Origin of the sequence: Curtobacterium sp. VKM Ac-2887, assembly GCF_015350935.1 — a bacterium.
Lineage (GTDB): Bacteria > Actinomycetota > Actinomycetes > Actinomycetales > Microbacteriaceae > Curtobacterium.
In genome coordinates, this window is record NZ_JADKSB010000025.1 from 12,534 (window position 1) to 28,639 (window position 16,106).

Here is a 16,106-nt window from a genome sequence, read left to right on the forward strand (position 1 = left end):
CCTAGACCCTGGCTGCGACCGGCTGCTCGACGGCGGGGGTCGTCGTGGGCGTGTCCGTCGTCGCGCCGGGCTGGGTCGGCCGCGCGAACGTCAGCCGCCGGGACAGGTACGCGAACACCGGACCGAGCGCGTTCATCACGACGACCGACGCCCATGCCGCCCACGCGTTGCCCGGATCGAACCCGAAGCCGCCGAAGCACGTGGCGAAGAAGGACGCGAACCCGAGGAACATGCCGGGCACGAGCCCGAACAGCCGCGTCCGACCCGTGTACATCAGCGCGCAGTTGACGACCAGGATCAGCAGCGCGAGCACGGTGTTCTGCGCGGCCTGCCCCTCGCCGAGCACCGTGCCGAACCGCTGGTCGAGCAGCACGATCACGAGGCCGAAGGCGGACCCGATCGGCATCGCCGCCCAGAGCCGGGTGGCGTTCCGGAGCGTGGGCTTCGTCCCGAGCAGGAACATCCCCGCCCAGCTGATGAAGATCGCCCAGGTGGGCAGGTGCAGCGCGTTGCCGCCGATGAACGCCGTGGTGCCGGCGAGGACCGAGGCGACGATCTCGTGCGGGATCCGTTCACGCATGGGTGAGCTCCTTCGATCGAGTGGTGGACCCGGTGGTGAGTCGGGTGGTCCTGGTGGTCTCCGCGACGACGCGGCCGCGCTTGAACACGAGGTTCCGGTCGGGGCGGTCGAGCAGGACGCCCGCGGGGTCGGTCGTCGACAGGACGACGAGGTCGGCGGCGGCTCCGGGCCGGATGCCGTGGGTGTCGGCGACCCCGACGACGCGGGCTGCGGACGACGTGGCCATCTCGAGCACACGCCCGAGGTCGGCCGGGCCGGACAGGTGTCCCACCTGCGCGAGCAGCAACCCGATGTCGAGCAGGTCCGCGTTGCCGAACGGCGTGAACGCGTTGCGGACGTTGTTCGACGAGTAGGCGCTCGTGACGCCGGCGTCCCAGAGCTCGCGCACCGGGACGACCCCTCGGCGGACGTCTCGGTCGTCCGAGCGACCGCCGAGGTGCAGGTCCGTGGCGGGCAGCGGCACCACCGCGACACCCGCTGCTGCGAGTTTCGCGAGCACGGCGCTGCGCGAGACCGGGGGCAGACTGGCGAGCGAGGTCACGTGTCCGAGGGCGACCCGGTCGCGCAGCCCGCGAGCGGCGACACGGTCGGCGATGTGCCCGGCGAGGGCGAACCGCGGGTCGGACGTGTCGTCGGCGAAGTCGGCGTGCAGGTCGGCCGGCACGTCGAACTCCTCGACGAGGTCGAGGACGGTCTCGACGTGCTCGTGGCATGCGGCCAGGGTCGCCTCGTTGTAGGTGCAGCCACCGATCACGTCGGCCCCGGCGGCGAGCGCCTGGCGGAGCAGGGCGAGCGTGCCCGGCGCCTTCGCGATCCCCTCCTGCGGGAACGCGACGATCTGCAGGTCCAGGGCGTCGCGGTACTCGTCGCGCAGGGCGAGGAGCACCTCGACGCCGGTCAGTCCGACGACGGGGTCGACGTCGGGGTGCGCCCGGACGAGTGTGGTGCCGTTGGCGATCGCCTGGTCGAGCAGGGTCCGGGCGCGGTCGCGGACGGAGTCGTGGGTGAAGCCGCGTTTGAGCTCCCCCGTCACCGCGATCGCGCCGGCGAGGGTGCCGTCGGGGTTCGGTCGTTCACGGTCGAGCAGTGCCTTGTCGACGTGCAGGTGCGCTTCGATGAGCCCCGGGATCACGACGCGACCGGCACAGTCCACGACGCCCGCCGCCTCGGTCGGCTCGACCTCCGTGCCCGCTTCGGCGACCTCTGTGCCCGCTTCGGCGACCCGGACGATCGTGCCGTCGGCGACGTGGACGTCGACCAGGCGGCCGTCGGTCAGGCGGGCCGTGCGCAGGATCAGGTCCATGGTGGGGTCTTCCTCGGATCGGATGGATCGGACGTGACCACCCTTCGCCCGCCGTGTTTCCGACTCGGACGCCACGTGTGACGAGCGTGTAAAAGTTGGTCGTACCAATGAACCAAGCGGACCAATGACCGTAGGCTCCTGTCCATGCAGAGAGGCCGCACCCTGAGCGCCGCGACCGCCGCGCACCTGGCCCGCCTGGTGCTCGAGGACCTGGCACCCGGCGACAAGCTCCCGCCGGAACGGACCCTGGCCGAGGACCTCGCCGTGTCCCGCACCACGGTGCGTGAGGCCATGCAGGAGCTCGAGCGCCGCAGACTCGTCTCCCGGACACCCGGCCGTGGCACCGTCGTGCTGCCGCGCTCCGAGGAGGCGACCGCCCTGCTCGAACAGCAGACGGGCGCAGCGCACGGCGACGACCTGGCACGGCGGGCCGAGCACGTCGCCGAGTTCCGCACGGTGGTCGAACCCCGGGTCGCCGGTCTCGCCGCCGTCCGTGCCGGCGAAGCGGACCTGCTCGCCCTCGAACGCATCCTCGCCGCCACGCACGCGGGACTCAGTCCCGAGGAGTCGCTGGCACAGGACGTCGCCTTCCACGTGCAGGTCGCGCGCACCTCCGGCAACCCGTTGCTGGTGTCCCTGTGCGAGCTCAGCAGCGGGTGGGTGCAGGACGTCCGTGCCCGGTCGCACAGCACCAGCGAAGGTCGCCGCTCGTCGTTCTTCTGGCACGAACGGATCCTCGACTGCATCCGACGGCACGACGAGGACGGCGCCCGTGACGCGATGACCGCCCACCTCGCCGACGTCGCCCACCTCGTCGAACGGAAGGCCGACCGATGATGACCACACACACCCCCGCGATCCCGACCCTGCAGCCCGGCGCCGGCCCGATCCGGTCCGACCGCTACCTGCCCGTCGACCCGGACACGGTCCTGTGGGGTCGGCTGCCGAACGCCGACGACCGCCCGGTCATCACGATCGCGTCCGGTGAGGACGTCACGATCGACACCGTCAGCCACGAGGGGATCCTGCCCGACCAGGGCAGTGACCCCCGCGCGTACTTCGCGTCGCACGGCGTCGCCGGGGAGCACGTCCTGGACGACGCCGTCGCGATCGCCAGGAGCGGCCACCGGGACCCTGCCACCGACGGCCCGCACGTCGTCTCCGGTCCGATCGCCATCGCGGGCGCCGAGCCGGGCGACGTCCTGACCATGACGGTGCTCGAGACACTGCCACGGGTGCACTACGGCGTCGTGTCGAACCGGCACGGCCGCGGCGCCCTGCACGGCGAGTACCCGGTCGACGGCACCACGGTCAGCGTCTTCGCCGACGTGGTCGACACGGCCGTGGGTCAGCGGGGCCGCATCCCCCTGACCGGCGCCCGCGACCGCTTCGCGCACTTCCCGCTCGCCCCCTTCCTCGGGATCATGGGCGTCGCCACCCCCGGCGAGCGGCTGCACTCGGTGCCGCCGGGCCGGCACGGCGGCAACGTCGACGTGAACCTGCTGCAGGTCGGCGCGCAGCTGCACCTGCCGGTCCTGGTCCCCGGCGCGCTCGCGTACGTCGGTGACCCGCACTTCGCGCAGGGGGACGGCGAGGTCGCGCTCACCGCGATGGAGGCGTCGCTCCGCGCGACCGTCCGGTTCGACGTGACACCCGCCGCCGAGGCCGCGCAGCAGTTCGGCGACCTGGTCTGGCCGCTCGTCGAGACCCACGAGTTCCTCGTGCCGACGGGCATGGACCCGGACCTCGACGAGGCCGTCCGCGCCTGTGTCCGGCACGCGGTCGCGATCCTCGGTGCCCGCTGGGGCATGGAGCCGCACCTGGCGTACGCCTACCTGTCGGCGGCGACGGACTTCAACATCTCGCAGGTGGTCGACCTGGTCACCGGCGCGCACGCCCGCATCCGCAAGGCCGACTTCGAGGAGCCCGCACGATGAGCCCGCACGAGACGAGCACGCACGAGACGAGCACCGCGGCACCGGAGGGCTTGCTCGACGCGCTCGACGCGTACGAGGCCGCCCTCGCCGCGAACGACCTCGACGCGCTCGACGCCGCGTTCGTCGACGCCCCCGGCACGATGCGCGGTGACGACCGCGGCCTGCTCGTCGGGCACGACGCGATCAGCGCGTTCCGCGGTGCACGGGGTGGTGTCCTGGCCCGGTCGCTGTCGCGCGTCGAGGTCCGCCCCCTGGCCGAGGGACTCGCCCTCGTCGTGTCGGTGTCCGAGTTCGCGGCGGGCGGGCAGGGCCTCCAGACGCAGCTGTGGCGACGCGACAGCGACAGCGACCACGGCGACGCCGCGCCGCGCTGGCGCATCGAGGCAGCCCACGTCACCGGCCGCCCGAAGGCCTTCGACACCACCGTCTGGCGCGCCGTCGGCGACCCGCTCGTCGCCCCCACCGCGTCCGGACCGCTCGACGGGCTCACCGTCGCGGTGAAGGACCTGTACGCCGTCCCCGGCCAGCCCGTCGGCGGCGGCAACCCGACGTACCTGCGCGAGTCCCCCGTCCAGGCGACGCCGGCAGCGGCCGTCGCGGCGCTCCTCGACGCCGGCGCCGCGGTCCGCGGCATCGCGCGCACCGACGAGTTCGCCTACAACCTGACGGGACGCAACGAACACCACGGCACCCCACCCAACGGGGCGGTCCCGACCCGACTGCCAGGAGGCTCGTCCAGCGGATCCGCATCGGCCGTCCGTCTCGGCACGGCCGAGATCGGGATCGGCACGGACACCGCGGGATCGGTGCGGGTCCCCGCCTCGTACCAGGGACTCTGGGGCCTCCGGACGACCCACGGCACGGTCTCCCGCAAAGGGCTGCTCCCCCTCGCACCGTCGTTCGACACGGTGGGGTGGCTCACCCGGAGCGCCGACGTCCTGCTCGCGGCGCTCGACGCCACGGTGCCGTCGGATCCGGACGCTCCTGCGGAGCCGGAGCTCCTCGTCCCCGCCGAGCTCCTGGACCTCGTCGAGCCGGCCGTCGCCGAGGCCTTCACCGCGTTCGTCGCAGGGCACGGCCGACCGATCGGCACCGTGCAGCTCGCCGACCTCGGGATCCCGCCCCTCGACGACCTGCGCGAACTGCTGCGCCTCGTGCAGGCCGCCGAGGCCGTCGCCGCCCACGGTGCCTGGATCGACGCCCACCCCGGCGCCCTGAGCACCGTCGTCGGCGACCGGTTCGCCGCCGCCCGGGCGAACGACCCCGCAGCCACCGCCGACGCCGTCGCACGACTCGACGACGTCCGGGCGACGATCCGCACGGCCCTCGCCGGCCGGACCCTGCTGTTCCCGACGGTCCCCGGGCCGGCACCGCTCCTCGCCGCCGACACGGCGGCACTCGAACGCACCCGGACCGCGACGACGGCGATGACGAGCCTCGCGAGCGTCGGCGGCACACCGGCGGTCAGCGCACCGGCACTCACCGTCGACGGAGCCCCCGTCGGCGTGTGCCTGGTCGGCGAACCAGGCACCGACCGTGCCCTGGTGATCCGCGCCGGACGGATGCTGCAGCGCTGAGGCGAGCCGGGCCTCCCGGTCCGCCCGTGGCGTGGCTAGGAGGCGAGCCGCTGGGCCTGGGTGACCGCCCACAGCCCGACGGCGCTCGCCGCGGCGATGTTCAGCGAGTCGACACCGTGCGCCATCGGGATCCGCACCGTGGTGTCGGCCGACGCGATCGCGGCGGGCGTCAGCCCCTGCCCCTCGGTGCCCATGACGAGCGCGACCTTGCCGGGGACGTCCCGGGTGAACTCGGCGAGGTCGACCGACTCGTCGGTGAGCGCCATCGCGGCGAGGTGGAAGCCCTGCGCGCGCAGTTCCTCGCCCGCCGCCGGCCACTCGCCGATGCGGGTCCACGGGATCTGCAGGACCGTGCCCATGCTCACCCGGACGCTCCGGCGGTACAGCGGGTCGGCGCAGCGCGGGCTCACGAGGACCGCGTCCGCGCCCAGGCCGGCGACGCTGCGGAAGACGGCACCGACGTTCGTGTGGTCGACGATGTCCTCGAGCACGACGACGAGCTTCGCGTCCCGCACCACGTCGGCGACCGTCGGCAGCTCGGGGCGCTGCACGGCGGCGATCGCGCCACGGTGCATGCGGAAACCGGTGAGCTCCTCCAGCAGGGCGTCCGGGCCCACGAAGACCGGACCATCGTGGTCGGCGACCAGGGGCAGCACGCTGTCGAGCCACTTCTCCTGCACCAGGATGCTCCGCGGGGTGTGCCCGGCACGGACCGCGCGCTCGATGACCGTGTTCGACTCGGCGATGTACAGGCCGCCCTCCGGTTCGCTCACCCGGCGGAGTGCCACGTCGGTCAGACGGGCGAAGTCGTCGAGGCGGGGGTCGTCGAGGGAGTCGATGCGGACGGGGTGCACGGGGCTCGTTTCGGGGTCGTTCGTGGGCGCCGGTCGGTGTCGTGGCTTGCGTGCTGGCCGGTGTCGCGGCTGGCGTGCCGGCCGGTGTCGCGGCTGGCGTGCCGGCCGGTGTCGCGGCTGGCGTGCCGGCCGGTGTCGCGGCTGGCGTGGCGGCTGGGAAGCGACCGGGACGGTCGGCTGTTGAGGGTACCGTGAACAGGGTGCTGGATGATGCTGCGTCGACGACCGGACCGCCCACCGGGGCGCCGACCGGTCAGCCGACCGGTCTGCCGACCGCGGCGGACCTCGACCGCGTGCTCGAGGTGCTCGCCGGCAAGCGCGTTGCCGTGCTCTCCGGCGCCGGCCTGAGCACCGACTCCGGCATCCCCGACTACCGCGGCGCCGGGCGGGTCGTGCGCAAGCCGATGACCTTCCAGGAGTTCCGCGCCGACGCCGCCAAACGGCAGCGGTACTGGGCCGGCTCGCACCTCGGCTGGCGGAGCTTCGCCGCGGCCCGACCGAACGAGGGGCACCGGGCGCTCGCCGCCCTCGAGGACGCCGGTGTCGTCACCGGCGTCATCACGCAGAACGTCGACGGCCTGCACCTGCGCGCCGGGTCCCGCCGCGTGGTCGAGATCCACGGGTCGATGGACCGCGCCCTCTGCCTGACGTGCGGGCAGGTGTTCTCCCGCGCCGACCTCGCCACGACCATCGACCATGCCAACCCGTGGATCGACGAGCCCGGTTCGGTGCAGCTCCAACCCGACGGCGACGTCGAGATCACCGACGTCGAGCGCTTCGTGGTGCCGGACTGCTCGGTGTGCGGCGGGATGCTCAAGCCCGACGTCGTCTTCTTCGGCGAGTTCGTGCCCACCGAGAAGTTCCACGAGGCGGTGTCGATCGTCGCCGACGCCGAGGCGCTGCTCGTGGTGGGGTCGTCGCTGACGGTGAACTCCGGCGTGCGGCTCGTCGACCACGCTGCCCGCCGCAAGAACCCGGTGGTCATCGTGAACCGCGGTGCGACCCGCAGCGACCGCCGTGCCGCCGTGAAGCTCGATGGCGGGACGACCGAGACGCTGGTACACCTGGCCGAGCGGCTCGGTCCCGCGGCGTCTGGGATGATCGACGGGTGACGACGCTCCTGTACCTGGTCCGGCACGGTGAGACCGACTGGAACGCGCAGCGCCGCATCCAGGGTTCCACCGACATCCCGCTCAACGACACCGGACGGCGACAGGCCACCGAGGCCGCCGAACTCCTCACCCGCCGACAGTTCGACGCCGTCGTCGCCTCGCCGCTGTCCCGCGCCGCCGAGACCGGGGCGATCATCGCCGACCGGCTCGGGCTCGCGGCACCCGTGACGTACGCCGGGCTGGCCGAACGCTCCTACGGCGAAGCCGAGGGGCTCACCGACACCGAGGTCACGGCGGAGTACCCGCACGACGACATCCCTGGCCGCGAATCCCGGTCCGCGCTGCTCGCCCGCATCACGGAGACGCTCGGTGAGATCGCGGTGCGCTTCGACGGCGGGGTCGTGGTCGTCGCCACCCACGGCGCGGTGATCCGGAGCGTGGTCAACGAGGCGGCGCCCGGCACCGCCGACCGGCACGCCACCCCGATCCGCAACGGCTCGATCCACTCGTTCCGCTGGGACCCCGAACGCTTCCACGCGGAGCTCGTCCGCTTCGACGACCCGATCGACGACGTCTCGGACGGGCCCGGGCGGTACGCGTTCGACTACCAGAACCCGCTGGAACGCCGGGGCTGAGGAGCGCCCTGCGCGGACGGGGCGCCGAGCGGCTCCCGCACCACAGTGCGCGGGCGGCGCGGCCGTCCTGCGACTAGGCTCCGACGCACCCGAACCAGGGGGCGACATGGTGACCGACGGAACCGACCCGGGTGGCTGGCAAGCCACTGACCAGCAGGACGACGACCTCGACCGTGCCTTCGGCCTCGAGACCGCCAGCGTGCAGACCCGCACGATGGGGCAACGGGCACGCACCTGGCTCGTCATCGGCGGCAGCACCGTCGTGGTCGCCGGGGTGATCGCCCTCGTGCTCGGAACCATCATCGGCAGCGTGCAGACCGGCATCGGCGGCGTGTTCCCCCGGCCGGACCTGGCACTCGACCGCCTCGACGACCGGCTCGCCGACGTGCCGGGCGTGACCGAGGTCCGCCACCACCCGGCCGAGAAGACCGGCTTCGCGAGCTACGACGCCACCGCGACGATCACGGCCGACCCGTCGCTCGACCCTGCCGCGCGCACCGACCTGGTCGAGACGCTGAGCCGCGCGACCGACTCGGCCGGTGGCAACGGCGTCCGGGTCGTCGCGATCGCCGACCTCGGCGCCCTCGAGGTGGGCGTCTCCGACTCGCGCACGGTGAGCGCGAAGCGCCTGGTGCTGGCGGACACGCTCGACCACATCGGCGGGGTCACGGCCGTCCGCTGCTCGTGGGAACGCGGTGGCACCCCGTCGGACCGCGCCGCCGACCAGTCGATCGTCGTCGAGACCCCGGGGCGAGGGGCCGCCGTCCCGCCGATCGTGGCGCGGGTGACCGAGGAGACGCACAAAGTGTTCCCCGGGGCGAGCGTCGAGGTGGTCGCGGCGAAGTAGCACGACCCGTGCGCGTTCTGCGTCAATCCACGAGTCGATCGACGCGTGGTCTGTCGCAAACCGCGTGCGCGCGCTCCGCCCCCGCGCCCCGCCCCCGCGCCCCCGCTACCGCGCGCGCCGGTCGGCCACGGCCCGCTCGACCGCCCGCACGACCTGCTCCGCCGAGTCCTGCCACCGGAACCGCGCGGCCCGCTCGACCGACTGCGCCGAGGCCTCGTCCCACCGCTCCTCGAGCCGCCGCACCGCAGCCGCCACCGCCGACGGCGACGCCGGGTCGAAGTACTCGGCCGCATCGCCCCCGATCTCGCGGAAGATCGGGATGTCGCTCACCACGACCGGGGTCCCGACGCCCATCGCCTCGACCAGCGGGATGCCGAAACCCTCGTCGTACGATGCCGTCGCCAGGGCCGTCGCGGATCGGAGCACCGACAGGTACTCCTCGTCGGTCGAACCGTCGTGGAACACGATCGAGCCAGCCGGCGCGAGCCCCTCGATCCGTGCGCGGTCGGCGTCGGACACCCGCGACATGCAGTGCAGGGTCCAGTCCGCTCCGAGGAGGGGTAGCGCGGCCGCCAGCGTCTCCACGTTCTTGTACGGCATGAACGAGCCCATGTAGACGAGCGAGCGCTTCCGCGGCGCACCCGCCGCACGCGGAGTCGCCGGGTCGGCAGCGTTGTACGCCACCGTCACCGGACGCTTCGTCAGCCGGTGCTCGGCGATGAGCCCCGCGGTGGTCGCGGACACCGTGACCACCGCGTCGGCACCGTTCAGCAGGACGCGCTGCGGCACCCACGACAGGTGGAACGCGCGCCACCCGAGCCGGAGCGGCCACGAGAACTCGCGCGGAGGCGTCCGGTTCCGGTAGTAGATCAGGTCGTGCAGGGTGAGCACGAGTGCGTAGTCGCGCCCCCGCGAACCCATCGTCTGCATCGGCGAGAACACGGCGTCGAGGCCGAGCCGGTTCACCCGCCGGGCGACGAGCGGCTCCCCCGCGTCGGTGGGCGCCGGCAGCAGCTCCCACGGCAGGTCGCGCGGCAGGGACTCGAGCTGGCGCTCGTCGTGGACGAGCAGCACGGCGTCGTGCCGGTCGGGCAGGTTCCAGGCGACCCCGGCGGTGAACCGGCTGATGCCGTCGTGGCGGCCGATCCGGACGTAGCGGCAGTCGATGCCGATCCACAGGCGCGTCACGCGTCGGCCTCCTCGGTCGCGCTGGCCTTCGTCGCGCTCGTCCGGGAGGCCCGTCCCGCGCCCGACGATCGGCCTGCCTTGGTGCCGCGGCCCCGTCCAGGGCGCGCGGCCGTGTCCGCCATCCGGCGCAGCACCGCCGCAGCGGCCGGTGCCGGTGTCTCGTAGTGCACCAGGTGCCCGACCCCGGGGATGACCACGAGTTCGGCATCGCGGAGGCGGGCGGCCAGGGCGCGCTGCTCGGGGACGGCCGTGATGTCGTCGTGCTCCGCGGCGATCATCAGCACCGGCACGTCGATGCGGTCCGCGTATTCGGACACGTCGTGGGTGACCGAGGTCCGGAACGCCTCGAGCACGCTCGTGCGGTTCGCGAAGGCCGAGAAGTACCGGTCGTGCTGGTCGTGCACCCAGCGGCGCATCCCGCGGTCGTGCGACTTGAGCATCGCGATGCTCATCACCCGCACGATGGCGGCGTTCCGCAGGATCCCGAGCCCGATCGGCTTCGGCAGCACCGCGCCGGCCTTGTAGTAGCCGATCGCGATCCCGGTGCCCACCGCACGGGGCCCCTGCAGCGCCGGCGCGGCGATCGGGTTCACGAGGACGAGCAGCCGGGTGTCGAGCCCGGCGGCCACGGTGGCGGACACCACGATCGACCCGAACGAGTGGCCGAGGACGACGGCGTCGCGGCCGAGCCCGAGCGCCTCGTGGAACGCGCGCAGCCAGCCGACGTACGACTCGATGTCCGACACCGGCAACGGGTCGGACACGCCGAAGCCGGGCAGGTCGGGCACGATCACGCGGACGTCCTGCAGGTGCGCGGCGATCGTCTCGAGGCCGTGGTGGTCGCCGCGGAACCCGTGCACCGCCAGGACGGTCTGCGTCGCGTCGGACGGCCCGTACTCCCAGTAGTGCGTGGTTCGGCCGTCGACCTGCACGGACCGGTGGACCACCGGAGTGGCGGCCATGAGCGACTGGTACGGGGAGAGCACGGGCGGTTGCATCGGTGCCAGTCTACGAAGACAACCGCACGAAACCCCGGACACCCGCAGCATCGCGCGCCTATCGTGTCCGGGGCGGGCCGTCGACGGGCCCGTCGATGACGACGAGGAGCACGGTGACCTTCACAGCCCCGATCCAGCTGCCCGGCCTGACGCTCGACCCGCAGTGGTACAAGCGCTCGGTCTTCTACGAGTGCATGATCCGCTCGTTCGTCGATTCGAACGGCGACGGGATCGGTGACCTGCAGGGCGTGATCGGCAAGCTCGACTACCTGCAGTGGCTCGGCGTCGACGCCCTGTGGCTGCCGCCGTTCTTCCAGTCGCCGATGCGCGACGGCGGGTACGACATCGCCGACTACAAGGCGATCCTGCCGGAGTTCGGCACGCTCGACGACTTCCGCGAGCTCGTCACGAAGTCGCACGAGCGCAACATGCGCATCGTCATCGACATGGTGATCAACCACACCAGCGACCAGCACGAGTGGTTCCAGCAGTCCCGCGAGGACCCCGACGGCCCCTTCGGTGACTTCTACGTCTGGCGGGACACCGACGAGGAGTACCCGAACATCCGGGTGATCTTCGTCGACACCGAGGAGTCGAACTGGACGTTCGACCCGGTCCGGCGGCAGTTCTTCTTCCACCGGTTCTTCTCGCACCAGCCCGACCTGAACTTCGAGAACCCCGCCGTGGTCGAGGCCGTGTACGACGTCGTGCGGCACTGGCTCGACCTCGGTGTCGACGGTCTGCGGCTCGACGCGATCCCGTACCTGTTCGAGTCCGAAGAGGGCAACGGCGAGGGCGAACCGGAGACCCATGAGTTCATCAAGAAGATGCGCGCGATGGTGGACGACGAGTACCCCGGCCGTGTCCTGCTCGCCGAGGCGAACCAGTGGCCGCGCGAGACCGCCGCCTTCTTCGGCACCGACGAGGAGCCCGAGTGCCACATGGCGTTCGACTTCCCGGTGATGCCCCGCATCTTCTACTCGCTCCGTGCCCAGCACGCCAAGGAGCTGTCGGCGATCCTGTCGGAGACGCTCGACGTGCCGTCCGCTGCGGCCTGGGGCGTGTTCCTCCGCAACCACGACGAGCTCACGCTCGAGATGGTCAGCGAGGAGTACCGGCAGGCCATGTACGGCTGGTACGGCTACGACCCCCGGATGCGCTCGAACATCGGCATCCGGCGCCGGCTCGCTCCCCTGCTCGACAACTCGCGTGCCGAACTCGAACTCATCCACGCGCTGCTGTTCTCGCTGCCGGGCTCGCCGTTCCTGTACTACGGCGACGAGATCGGGATGGGCGACAACATCTGGCTGCCCGACCGCGACTCGTCCCGCACGCCGATGCAGTGGACCCCCGACCGCAACGCCGGGTTCTCCACGGCAGATCCGGGCAAGCTCTACCTGCCCGTGGTGCAGTCGCTCGTGTACAACTACGCGCAGGTCAACGTCGAGGCGCAGCTCGCCCAGTCCCGCTCCCTGCTGCACTGGGTGCGCAACGTCATCCACGTGCGGAAGGCCCACCCGGTGTTCGGGCTCGGGGCCCTGCACGTGCAGGAGACCTCGAACGAGTCGGTGCTCGCGTTCGTGCGCTCGTGGGAGGGATCCGGCCAGCAGTTCGGGCCGTCGGCGGAGGACGTGCTGTGCGTGTTCTCGTTCGCCACGAACCCGACGTCGGTCACCGTGTCGGCTCCCGAGTTCGCCGGTCGGCCGCTCTACGACCTGTTCGGCGGCGGTTCGTTCCCCGCGTTCGACGAGGACGGCACCGTCACGCTGACCCTCGGGACGCAGTCGTTCTACTGGCTGCACGTCGGCGCGCCGGTCGGGTAGCACCGGTCGTGTCGGTGCGTCCCGTTAGCCTGACCGCGTGACGTTCCCCACAGCACAGCTGGATCCGACAGCACAGCTCGACACGCCCGCCCCGGCGCAGGACCTCTCCGGACGCCCCTGGTGGCACGCCCTCGGCGTCTTCGACCTCGAGACCACCGGTGTCGACGTCGAGACGGCGCGGATCGTCACGGCGCACGTCGGCCTCATCGACATGACGGGTGCCTCCATCGCCGAGGGTGCGTGGATCGCCGACCCGGGCATCGCGATCCCCGAGGGCGCCGCGGCCGTGCACGGCTACACCACCGAGCGTGCCCAGGCCGAAGGGCGTCCCGCGGCCGAGGTCGTCGCCGAGATCATCGCCGCGATCGAGGCGGTGTTCGCCCGCGGCATCCCGCTGGTGATCTACAACGCCCCGTACGACCTGACGGTCCTCGACCGCGAGGCAAAGCGGCACGGGTTCGCCTCCCCCGTCATCGGCAACGTCGTCGATCCGCTCGTGATCGACAAGGCCCTCGACACCTTCCGGAAGGGCAAGCGCACGCTCGAGGCGGCGTCCGAGCTGTACGGCGTCACCCTCGACGACGCACACGACGCCGGCGCCGACGCCATCGCCGCAGGTCGGGTCGCCCAGGCCATCGCCGCCAAGTACCAGGACGAGCTCGGCATCTCGGCAGAGGAACTCCACCGCAAGCAGGTCGGGTGGTGCGCCGAGCAGGCGACCTCGTTCCAGGAGTACATGCGCAAGAAGCGCGACCCGTCCTTCACCGCCGACGGTCGCTGGCCGCACCGCAACGGCGCCTGACCCGCGCACCGGCCGCACGACGCAGAACGGGCGGTCCTCCCGAAGGAGGACCGCCCGTTCTGCTGTTGCCGAAGGACTACTTGGAGAAGCCCTTGAAGCGCTGGTTGAACTTCTCGACGCGACCGGCCGAGTCGAGGATGCGCTGCTTGCCCGTGTAGAACGGGTGCGAAGCGGACGAGATCTCGACGTCGATCACCGGGTAGGTGGCACCGTCGAGCTCGATCGTCTTGTCGCTGTTCGCGGTCGAACGCGTCAGGAAGGTCTCACCGGAGGCCAGGTCACGGAAGACGATGGCGCGGTACTCGGGGTGGGTGTCGGTCTTCATGGAGTTTCCTCGATAGCGGTAGCGGTGGTGGGATTGCGCGAGATGCGCGGGAAGTCATCGGCTTGCGCCAGCCGTCAACGTTACCAGACGGACGGCGCGATCGCAGCGCTAGGACGCGCGCGCCGTGTACCGACCGGCGTCCTTCGTGACGGACAGCGCGATGCCGAACGCTTCGGTCAGGGTCTGGTCGGTCAGGACCTCGTCGATGGGCCCGGCGGCCTGCACGTGGCCGTCGGCGAGCACCAGCGCGTGGGTGAACCCGGCGGGGATCTCCTCGACGTGGTGGGTGACGATCACGATGGCCGGCGAGTCGGCGCTCTGGGCGTAGCCGCCGAGGGTGCGGACGAGGCTCTCACGGGCACCGAGGTCGAGCGAGGCGGCCGGTTCGTCCAGGAACAGGATCTCCGGGTCGGTCATGACGGCACGGGCGATCTGGACGCGCTTCTGCTCGCCGTCGCTCAGCTCGCCGAAGGTGCGGTCGGTGAACGACCCCAGGCCCCACTCCTCGAGCACGCGCTGGGCACGGCGGACGTCGAGCTCCTCGTACTCCTCGTTCCAGCGACCCGTGACCGAGTACGCGGCCGTCAGCACGACGTCGATGACCTTCTCGGTCACCGGGATGCGACGGGCCAGGGCGGTCGACGCGAAGCCGATGCGCGGGCGGAGCTCGAACAGGTCGGCGCCGCCCAGCTCGGTGCCGAGCACCTCGACGTCACCCGAGGTCGGGAACGTCTGGGCACCGGCGACCTGCAGCAGCGTGGTCTTGCCGGCGCCGTTCGCGCCGAGCACGACCCAGCGTTCGTCGTCCTGCACCCCCCACGAGATCGAGTCGAGGATGGTGGCCCCGTTGCGGACCACGGAGACGTCTGACAAGCGCACGACCGAGGGCATGCGACCAGCCTACGGGTTCCGGCCGAGCACCTCGTCGTAGACCTGCCGTGTCCTCGTGGCGATCGCGTCCCAGGTGAACTCGGACTCGACGCGCAGGCGTCCGGCGCGGCCCATGAGCTTCGCGAGCCCCTCGTCGGCGAGTACCTCGTTGAGGGTCGCGGCCAGGTCCGCCACGTACTTGTCGGGGTCGGTCGGGGTGCCCGTGCCGTCCTGCGCCTGGTCGATCGGCACGATGCGACCGGTGAAGCCGTCCGCGACGACCTCGGGGATGCCCCCGGTGCCGGTGCCGACGACGGGGATGCCGCACGCCATGGCCTCGAGGTTCACGATGCCGAGCGGTTCGTAGATCGACGGGCACACGAACACGGTGCCCGAGGACAGCACGTTCACGATCTCCTCGTGCGCGAGCATCCGGTCGATCCAGACGACGCCCTCGCGCTGCTCGCGCAGGCCCTCGACCAGCCCGGTGACCTCGGCGAGGATCTCCGGGGTGTCCGGGGCACCGGCGCACAGCACGATCTGGACGTCCTCGGGGAGCGACGCCACGGCACGGAGCAGGTAGGGCAGGCCCTTCTGCCGGGTGATGCGACCGACGAAGACGACGCTGGGGCGCGACGGGTCGATGCCGAGGGCGCGGACGGCGTCCTCGTCGACCTGCGGCTTCCAGGCGTCGATGTCGATGCCGTTGTAGACGACGTGCACCTTCGCCGGGTCGATCGACGGGTACGAGCGCAGGATGTCGGCGCGCATGGCCTTCGACACCGCGATGACGCCGTCGGCGTTCTCGAACGCCTCGCGCTCCATCCAGCTCGACAGGCGGTAGCCGCCGCCGAGCTGCTCGGCCTTCCACGGGCGGAGCGGCTCGAGGCTGTGCGCCGTGACGACGTGGGGGATCCCGTAGGTCAACTGCGCGATCCGGCCCGCCGAGTTCGCGTACCAGGTGTGCGAGTGCACGAGGTCGGCGCCCTCGACGTCGGCGGCGATGGCCACGTCGGTACCGAGCGCCTGCAGCGCGCCGTTCGCCTGCTCGAGGCCGGCCGGCGTGCGGTACCCCCAGACGTCGGCTTCGTCGCGGAAGGCCCCGAACGCCCGGACACGGACGTCGGTGTCCGTCCCCGACCGCAGCGCAGCGGTGAGTTCGGACACGTGGACACCCGCACCGCCGTAGACCTCCGGCGGATACTCCCTGGTCAGCAGATCGACTCGCACTGGATCAACGTAACCGGTTCCCAGT

General features: G+C 72.0%; 16 protein-coding genes. 8 read left to right on the forward strand and 8 right to left on the reverse strand.

The window, feature by feature from the left end:
• Position 1: 1 nt before the first annotated feature.
• Entirely contained in the window at positions 2 to 580 is a 579-nt protein-coding gene (locus ITJ69_RS18480) for a DUF1097 domain-containing protein (protein ID WP_228506121.1), read from the reverse strand.
• On the reverse strand, positions 573 to 1,883 hold the full coding sequence (locus ITJ69_RS18485; protein WP_194673624.1) for an amidohydrolase family protein: 1,311 nt from the start codon (positions 1,881 to 1,883) through the stop codon (positions 573 to 575). Before ITJ69_RS18485 ends, ITJ69_RS18480 begins: the two co-directional genes overlap by 8 nt.
• A 144-nt stretch (positions 1,884 to 2,027) precedes the next feature.
• Here ITJ69_RS18485 and ITJ69_RS18490 point away from each other — a divergent pair, with 144 nt between their 5' ends.
• The 3 genes from ITJ69_RS18490 to ITJ69_RS18500 are packed head-to-tail and all read left to right on the forward strand — an operon-like array spanning position 2,028 to position 5,397.
• The gene (locus ITJ69_RS18490; protein WP_194673625.1) at positions 2,028 to 2,720 is read left to right on the forward strand and encodes a FadR/GntR family transcriptional regulator; all 693 of its coding nucleotides are present in this window, start codon (positions 2,028 to 2,030) and stop codon (positions 2,718 to 2,720) included.
• Positions 2,717 to 3,820: an acetamidase/formamidase family protein gene (locus ITJ69_RS18495; protein WP_228506123.1), complete on the forward strand. Its 1,104-nt coding sequence runs from the start codon at positions 2,717 to 2,719 to the stop codon at positions 3,818 to 3,820. The genes ITJ69_RS18490 and ITJ69_RS18495 overlap by 4 nt, the downstream gene beginning before the upstream one ends.
• Positions 3,817 to 5,397, forward strand: coding sequence for an AtzH-like domain-containing protein (locus ITJ69_RS18500; protein ID WP_194673627.1), 1,581 nt, complete (start codon positions 3,817 to 3,819; stop codon positions 5,395 to 5,397). Before ITJ69_RS18495 ends, ITJ69_RS18500 begins: the two co-directional genes overlap by 4 nt.
• Positions 5,398 to 5,432: 35 nt before the next feature.
• On the opposite strand, the gene ITJ69_RS18505 is transcribed toward ITJ69_RS18500, so the two are convergent.
• Entirely contained in the window at positions 5,433 to 6,251 is an 819-nt protein-coding gene (locus ITJ69_RS18505; protein WP_131847417.1) for a TrmH family RNA methyltransferase, read from the reverse strand.
• 266 nt (positions 6,252 to 6,517) lie between these two features.
• Here ITJ69_RS18505 and ITJ69_RS18510 point away from each other — a divergent pair, with 266 nt between their 5' ends.
• The 3 genes from ITJ69_RS18510 to ITJ69_RS18520 all read left to right on the forward strand — a co-directional run bounded on the left by ITJ69_RS18510 (position 6,518) and on the right by ITJ69_RS18520 (position 8,845).
• Positions 6,518 to 7,363 (forward strand): Sir2 family NAD-dependent protein deacetylase, encoded by an 846-nt coding sequence (locus ITJ69_RS18510; protein ID WP_228506135.1) that lies wholly within the window; start codon positions 6,518 to 6,520, stop codon positions 7,361 to 7,363.
• Positions 7,360 to 7,998 (forward strand): histidine phosphatase family protein, encoded by a 639-nt coding sequence (locus tag ITJ69_RS18515; protein ID WP_194673629.1) that lies wholly within the window; start codon positions 7,360 to 7,362, stop codon positions 7,996 to 7,998. Before ITJ69_RS18510 ends, ITJ69_RS18515 begins: the two co-directional genes overlap by 4 nt.
• 106 nt (positions 7,999 to 8,104) lie before the next feature.
• Entirely contained in the window at positions 8,105 to 8,845 is a 741-nt protein-coding gene (locus ITJ69_RS18520; protein ID WP_194673630.1) for a hypothetical protein, read from the forward strand.
• A 105-nt stretch (positions 8,846 to 8,950) separates the two neighbouring features.
• Here ITJ69_RS18520 and ITJ69_RS18525 read toward each other — a convergent pair whose 3' ends face one another.
• Both ITJ69_RS18525 and ITJ69_RS18530 read right to left on the reverse strand, forming a co-directional pair.
• Positions 8,951 to 10,024: a glycosyltransferase gene (locus ITJ69_RS18525; protein WP_194673635.1), complete on the reverse strand. Its 1,074-nt coding sequence runs from the start codon at positions 10,022 to 10,024 to the stop codon at positions 8,951 to 8,953.
• A gap of 5 nt (positions 10,025 to 10,029) precedes the next feature.
• Positions 10,030 to 11,031, reverse strand: coding sequence for an alpha/beta fold hydrolase (locus ITJ69_RS18530; protein WP_194673631.1), 1,002 nt, complete (start codon positions 11,029 to 11,031; stop codon positions 10,030 to 10,032).
• Between the two features lie 113 nt (positions 11,032 to 11,144).
• On the opposite strand from ITJ69_RS18530, the gene treS reads away from it, so the two are divergent.
• Positions 11,145 to 12,854 (forward strand): maltose alpha-D-glucosyltransferase, encoded by a 1,710-nt coding sequence (treS, locus tag ITJ69_RS18535; RefSeq protein ID WP_159571253.1) that lies wholly within the window; start codon positions 11,145 to 11,147, stop codon positions 12,852 to 12,854.
• 58 nt (positions 12,855 to 12,912) lie between these two features.
• A complete protein-coding gene (locus tag ITJ69_RS18540; protein WP_159571295.1) occupies positions 12,913 to 13,656 on the forward strand; it encodes a 3'-5' exonuclease in 744 nt (247 codons plus the stop codon).
• 76 nt (positions 13,657 to 13,732) lie between these two features.
• On the opposite strand, the gene ITJ69_RS18545 is transcribed toward ITJ69_RS18540, so the two are convergent.
• From ITJ69_RS18545 to glgA, 3 genes are all read right to left on the reverse strand, one after another.
• A complete protein-coding gene (locus tag ITJ69_RS18545) occupies positions 13,733 to 13,981 on the reverse strand; it encodes a type B 50S ribosomal protein L31 (protein ID WP_017887280.1) in 249 nt (82 codons plus the stop codon).
• Between the two features lie 108 nt (positions 13,982 to 14,089).
• Positions 14,090 to 14,872 carry an ABC transporter ATP-binding protein gene (locus ITJ69_RS18550; protein ID WP_111083979.1) on the reverse strand — a complete coding sequence of 261 codons (783 nt, stop codon included), beginning with the start codon at positions 14,870 to 14,872 and terminating at the stop codon, positions 14,090 to 14,092.
• A 9-nt stretch (positions 14,873 to 14,881) separates the two neighbouring features.
• A complete protein-coding gene (gene glgA / locus ITJ69_RS18555) occupies positions 14,882 to 16,081 on the reverse strand; it encodes a glycogen synthase (protein ID WP_123339671.1) in 1,200 nt (399 codons plus the stop codon).
• Between the last annotated feature and the right edge of the window lie 25 nt (positions 16,082 to 16,106).

Excerpts from the sequence above, each read along its gene's own strand:
- ITJ69_RS18490 (WP_194673625.1), top strand. The coding sequence starts at position 2,028 with ATGCAGAGAGGCCGCACCCTGAGCGCCGCGACCGCCGCGCACCTGGCC.
- ITJ69_RS18480 (WP_228506121.1), bottom strand. The coding sequence starts at position 580 with ATGCGTGAACGGATCCCGCACGAGATCGTCGCCTCGGTCCTCGCCGGC.
- ITJ69_RS18500 (WP_194673627.1), top strand. The coding sequence starts at position 3,817 with ATGAGCCCGCACGAGACGAGCACGCACGAGACGAGCACCGCGGCACCG.
- ITJ69_RS18485 (WP_194673624.1), bottom strand. The coding sequence starts at position 1,883 with ATGGACCTGATCCTGCGCACGGCCCGCCTGACCGACGGCCGCCTGGTC.
- ITJ69_RS18545 (WP_017887280.1), bottom strand. The coding sequence starts at position 13,981 with ATGAAGACCGACACCCACCCCGAGTACCGCGCCATCGTCTTCCGTGAC.
- ITJ69_RS18530 (WP_194673631.1), bottom strand. The coding sequence starts at position 11,031 with ATGCAACCGCCCGTGCTCTCCCCGTACCAGTCGCTCATGGCCGCCACT.
- ITJ69_RS18520 (WP_194673630.1), top strand. The coding sequence starts at position 8,105 with ATGGTGACCGACGGAACCGACCCGGGTGGCTGGCAAGCCACTGACCAG.
- ITJ69_RS18495 (WP_228506123.1), top strand. The coding sequence starts at position 2,717 with ATGATGACCACACACACCCCCGCGATCCCGACCCTGCAGCCCGGCGCC.
- ITJ69_RS18550 (WP_111083979.1), bottom strand. The coding sequence starts at position 14,872 with ATGCCCTCGGTCGTGCGCTTGTCAGACGTCTCCGTGGTCCGCAACGGG.